The 4,669-nt window shown below is 68.0% G+C and carries 4 protein-coding genes; all 4 read left to right on the forward strand.

Annotation, left to right across the window (positions count from 1 at the left end):
• A partial coding sequence (locus tag VGQ94_05530) for a protein kinase (GenBank protein HEV2021970.1) occupies positions 1–2,268 on the forward strand: 2,268 nt, incomplete at its 5' end.
• Entirely contained in the window at positions 2,268–2,843 is a 576-nt protein-coding gene (locus tag VGQ94_05535) for an aminodeoxychorismate/anthranilate synthase component II (GenBank protein ID HEV2021971.1), read from the forward strand. The genes VGQ94_05530 and VGQ94_05535, both read left to right, overlap by 1 nt.
• 120 nt (positions 2,844–2,963) lie before the next feature.
• On the forward strand, positions 2,964–4,031 hold the full coding sequence (locus VGQ94_05540) for a hypothetical protein (protein HEV2021972.1): 1,068 nt from the start codon (positions 2,964–2,966) through the stop codon (positions 4,029–4,031).
• Positions 4,032–4,132: 101 nt separating this feature from the next.
• Positions 4,133–4,669 (forward strand): energy transducer TonB (locus VGQ94_05545; GenBank protein HEV2021973.1); only part of this gene is annotated, 537 nt, incomplete at its 3' end.

Genomic DNA, 4,669 nt, shown 5'->3' on the forward strand with positions numbered 1-4,669 from the left:
CCGGGGAACATCGTGCTGACCAAGTCGGGAGCCAAGCTGCTGGACTTCGGGCTGGCCAAGCCGCAAGGGCTGGCCGCCTCCGGCTCGGCGTTCAGCGGCATTGCCACGCAGGCTTCGCCGGCCAGCCCGGTGACGCGCGAGGGCACGGTCATCGGCACCTTCCAGTACATGAGCCCCGAACAGGTGGAGGGCCACGAGGCGGACTCACGCTCCGACATCTTCGCGCTGGGCGCCGTGCTCTACGAGATGGCGACGGGCAAGCGGGCCTTCGAAGGGAAGAGCCAGATCAGCATCGCCAGCGCCATCCTGGAGAAAGAGCCGGAGCCCATCTCCCGCGTACAGCCCATGACGCCCCCGGCGCTCGAGCACGTGGTGAAGACCTGTCTGGCCAAGGATCCGGAAGAACGCTTCCAGACCGCGCACGACGTCAAGCTGCAGTTGCGCTGGATCGCGGAATCCGGCTCGCAGGTGAACGCCGCGCCGGTTGTGCGCCGCAAGCGCAGCCGGGAACGGCTGGCGTGGGCCGCCGCGCTAATTGTGGTCGCGGGCCTCGCCGCCGTTGGCTGGCTGTGGAAGCGCAGCGCGTGGAGCTACGACGCTCCCATCGTGACTTCCATCCTGCCGCCGGAGAAGGGCTTCTTCGCGCTGACGGGCAACGAGGGTGGACCGGTGGAGGTTTCGCCCGACGGCAAGATGCTGACCTTCCTGGCGACCAACGCCGAGGGGAAGACGGAGATCTGGGTGCGCGATCTGAGCCAGCATGAGTCGCGTCCGCTGCCCGGCACCGAGGGCGGCAAGGAGCCCTTCTGGTCGCCCGACAGCCACTCCGTCGCTTTCTTCGCCGGCAGCAAGCTGAAGCGGGTGGAGACGGCGGGAGGCCCGGCCGTCACCGTCTGCGACGCCGCCAACGCGCGCGGAGGAAGCTGGATGTCGAGCGGCATCATCCTGTTTACGCCCAATACCCAGACCGGCATCCAGCGCGTGGCCGACAGCGGCGGGACGCCTGAGACCATCACCCAGATCGATCCCAACCTGCACACCACGCACCGCTGGCCCTACGCCCTGCCCGACGGCAAGCACTTCCTCTACCTGGCCGCCAACCATCGCGCTCCCTCCGGCGAGAAGAACGGCGTGTACTGGGCCTCGCTCGACGGCAAGCCGAGCCGGCTGCTGGTGCACTCGGTGGCCAACGCCGCCTTCGCCGACGGGCACCTCCTGTTCCTGCGCGAGAACACGCTCATGGCGCAGCCCTTCAACCCCGAGAACGGGACACTCACGGGAAGCCCCACTCCCGTCGTGGAGGGAGTCCTCTACGATTCCGGCGTATGGCGGGGCGTATTCAGCGCCTCGCAGAACGGAGTGCTGGCGTACGAGCCCGGGGGCAGCATCGCGCAGGGCGTGCAGTTGGAGTGGCGTGACCGCTCCGGCAAGCAACTGGGCAACTGGGGCGGGCGGGAGAGCTACTTCGGCACAGCCTTCTCCCGCGACGGTAGCCGAGTGGCGGCGGTGATCGGCGATCCGGCTGCCGACCTCTGGGTGTACGACCTGAAGCGCTCGGTGCGCACTCGCCTGACCTTCAAGCCCACCCAGATGTCGGCTCCGGTCTGGGCGCCCGATGGCAGCCGCATCGCCTTTACCGCCAATTACGGCGGCAAGTGGGCGCTCTACAGCAAGGCCGCGAACGGCGCCGGAGAAGAGGTGTTAGTGTCGGAGATCGAGGGAGCCACCGGCACGGCTTCCGACTGGTCCCGCGACGGCAAGTACCTGCTCTTCGACGTGCTCGCCAACGATACGCGCCGGGATATTTGGTTCCTGCGGTCGGACCAGAGCAAGGGGACCCCGCTGCTGCGAACGCCCGCGCAGGAAGACCAGGCGCGATTCTCGCCCGACGGGCGCTGGATCGCCTACGTCTCGAACGAGTCCGGCCGCGACGAGGTGTACGTCACTCCCTTCCCCAACGTGGGGCCCAAGTGGCAGGTCTCGAGCGAAGGCGGCGATATCCCGCAGTGGAGTCGCGACGGGCGCGAGCTATTCTTCCTCCGGCCCGACAACACCGTGATGGCAGCGCCCATCGCCGAGAAGGACTCGAGCGTGGAGGTGGGCACGGTCAAATCGCTCTTCAAGTTGAACTCGCCTGCCGGCATTTTCGGCGCCTTCGTGGTGTCGCCCGATGACTCGCGCTTCCTGGCTACTTCCAGCGCCGGAGGGGAGTCCGGCGCGCCGCTCACCCTGGTGGTGAACTGGATGGCGGGACTGAAGAAGCAGTGATGGTCTTCGTCCTCGACAATTACGACTCCTTCACCTACAACCTGGTTCAATACTTGGGCGAACTAGGCGCCAAGGTCGAAGTGCGGCGCAACGACCAGGTTTCGGTCGCCGAGGTGGAGCGGCTGCGCCCGGAGCGCATCGTGATCTCGCCCGGGCCGTGCACGCCGCAGGAGGCGGGCATCAGCATCGAGCTGATCCGCCATTTTGCCGGCAAGGTTCCGGTGCTGGGCGTTTGCCTGGGACATCAGGCGGTGGGCGCGGCCTTCGGCGGCAAGATCGTACGCGCCAAAAAACTCATGCACGGCAAGACCAGCCAGGTGAAGCACGACGGCAAGACCATCTTCCGGGGCCTGCCCTCGCCGCTCACCGCCACCCGCTATCATTCGCTGGTGGTCGAGCCGCGCAGCCTGCCGGCGGAGCTCGAGGTCTCGGCGCGCACCGCTGACGCAGCCGGCGGGGAAGTGATCATGGGACTGCGCCACCGCCGCTTCCCGGTGGAGGGCGTGCAGTTCCATCCGGAGAGCGTGCTGACGGTGGAAGGCAAGCGCCTGATTGCCAACTTTCTGGCGCTGTAGATGATGTTGCATGCAACGTCTCTGCGCGGCCTGCTTGACACCCGCGCGCTAGGGGGCGATGCTACTCCGTCCCCGAAGTTAGTTTGACCCGGCGCTCCCCAAGCGCCCCACCTCCCGACCATGCCGCATCTCCGTCTCCCGCGCGCGATTCTTCTGGCAGCGTTGTCGCTGGTGGGCGCGGCTTCGCTGGCCGCGCAGAACCCGGTGGGAGAGGTCTTTGCCGCGGATGCCACCGTCAAAGGCTCGGTGGTGCTGGCGGGCACGGGGATGGGGGTGCTCCCGGGTTCCTCAGTCACCGCCGGAAAACAGACGGCGACCGTGCGCCTGGCGCGGGGCGGGGAAGTGCGCGTCTGTCCCGGGACCAGCGTCTCCGTTTCCAGCTCCGCCAGTGGGCGCGACCTGCTCTGGAGCATGGGCACCGGGGCCATGGAGACCAACTTTTCGCTCCAAGCCTCCGCCGATGCGGTGATGACCCCGGACTTCCGCCTGCTGCTGGCCGGACCGGGCGAGTTCCATTTCGCCATCCGCGCCGACTCCCGCGGCAATACCTGCGTGCGCGCGCTCGACTCCAACACCGCCTCCATCATCGTGACCGAGCTGATGGGCGAGGGCATCTACCAGGTGCGTCCGGGAGAGCAGGTGTACTTCCGCGAAGGCCGCGTGGAGCGGCCCGAGAACATGGCCCCGCCCGATTGCGGCTGCCCATCGCCCCCGGCGGTCGAACACGCCGAGGTGAAGCCGCCCCAGCCGCCGCCCGCAGTGGTTCAAGAGACACGGCCCGCCGAGACCCAGACTCCCCTTCCGGCCGCGGCGGAGAAGGAAGAGCCTCCGCCGCCCGCGGCGAAGGAAGAGAACCCGGCCCCCGCGCTGGTCTCAAGCCAGGCCCCGGAGACCGCTCCTCCGCCGGAGATCGCTCCGGGCGAGCTGCACGTGCAGGTGGACGCGCCGCTGGTTTACCGCGCGGAGAAGCCGGCGGCCCCGGCGCCTTCGCCGCCTCCGGCCCCCGCGGCCGCAAGCGCGCCAGCGGCTTCGACCCCGGCAGTCCAGGCGCCTCCGCCGGCCACAACCGAGCCGGTCCCCGTGGCCGCGGCTCCCAAGCCTGAGAAGAGGAAAAAGCGCGGCGGCTTTTTCGGCTTTTTTGCCCGTCTTTTTGGAGGGCACTCCAAGGGGGAGTCGGAGGTAAAATAGGGCAGGGAGGGATGTTGGAACTTTCTGGACTCCCGCGGGGTCTCTCCCGGACTATACTTGATAGGGTTCCTATGTCCTCGTCTGTGATGAACCAGCCGCCAATGGCGCCGGGCCAACCCAGCTCGGGACACGACATTCTGCCCACCCTGTTCGGCGCGGGCTACGGCACCTACCAGGTCCGTCCCACCAACTTTGTGCTGTCGTTCCTGGTCCACGTCCTGGCCATATCGGTCGTCATGATCTCCGGGATCCTGTTCGCGCAGCACAAGGACGAGATCAAGCGGCAAGTGACGGGCATGGTGATGGACATCAGCCCCTACGTTCTGCCTCCCTCCGATACCAAGGCGGGCGGCGGCGGCGGCGGCGGAGACCGCGACAAGCTGGCCGCTTCCAAGGGCGCGCTGCCCAAGTTCTCGCGTGAACAGATCACGCCGCCAACGGCCATCATCCGCAATCCTGATCCCAAGCTGGCGGTCGAGCCCACGGTGGTGGTCCCGCCGGAAATCAAGCTGCCGCACACCGGCGCTCTAGGCGATCCCATGTCCGCGGTGCTGGGTCCGCCCTCGAACGGTACGGGCTCGGGCGGAGGCATCGGCTCAGGCTCGGGCGGCGGCGTCGGCTCCGGGCGCGGACCCGGC

The organism is Terriglobales bacterium, assembly GCA_035937135.1.
Taxonomy (GTDB): domain Bacteria; phylum Acidobacteriota; class Terriglobia; order Terriglobales; family Acidobacteriaceae; genus DASYVL01.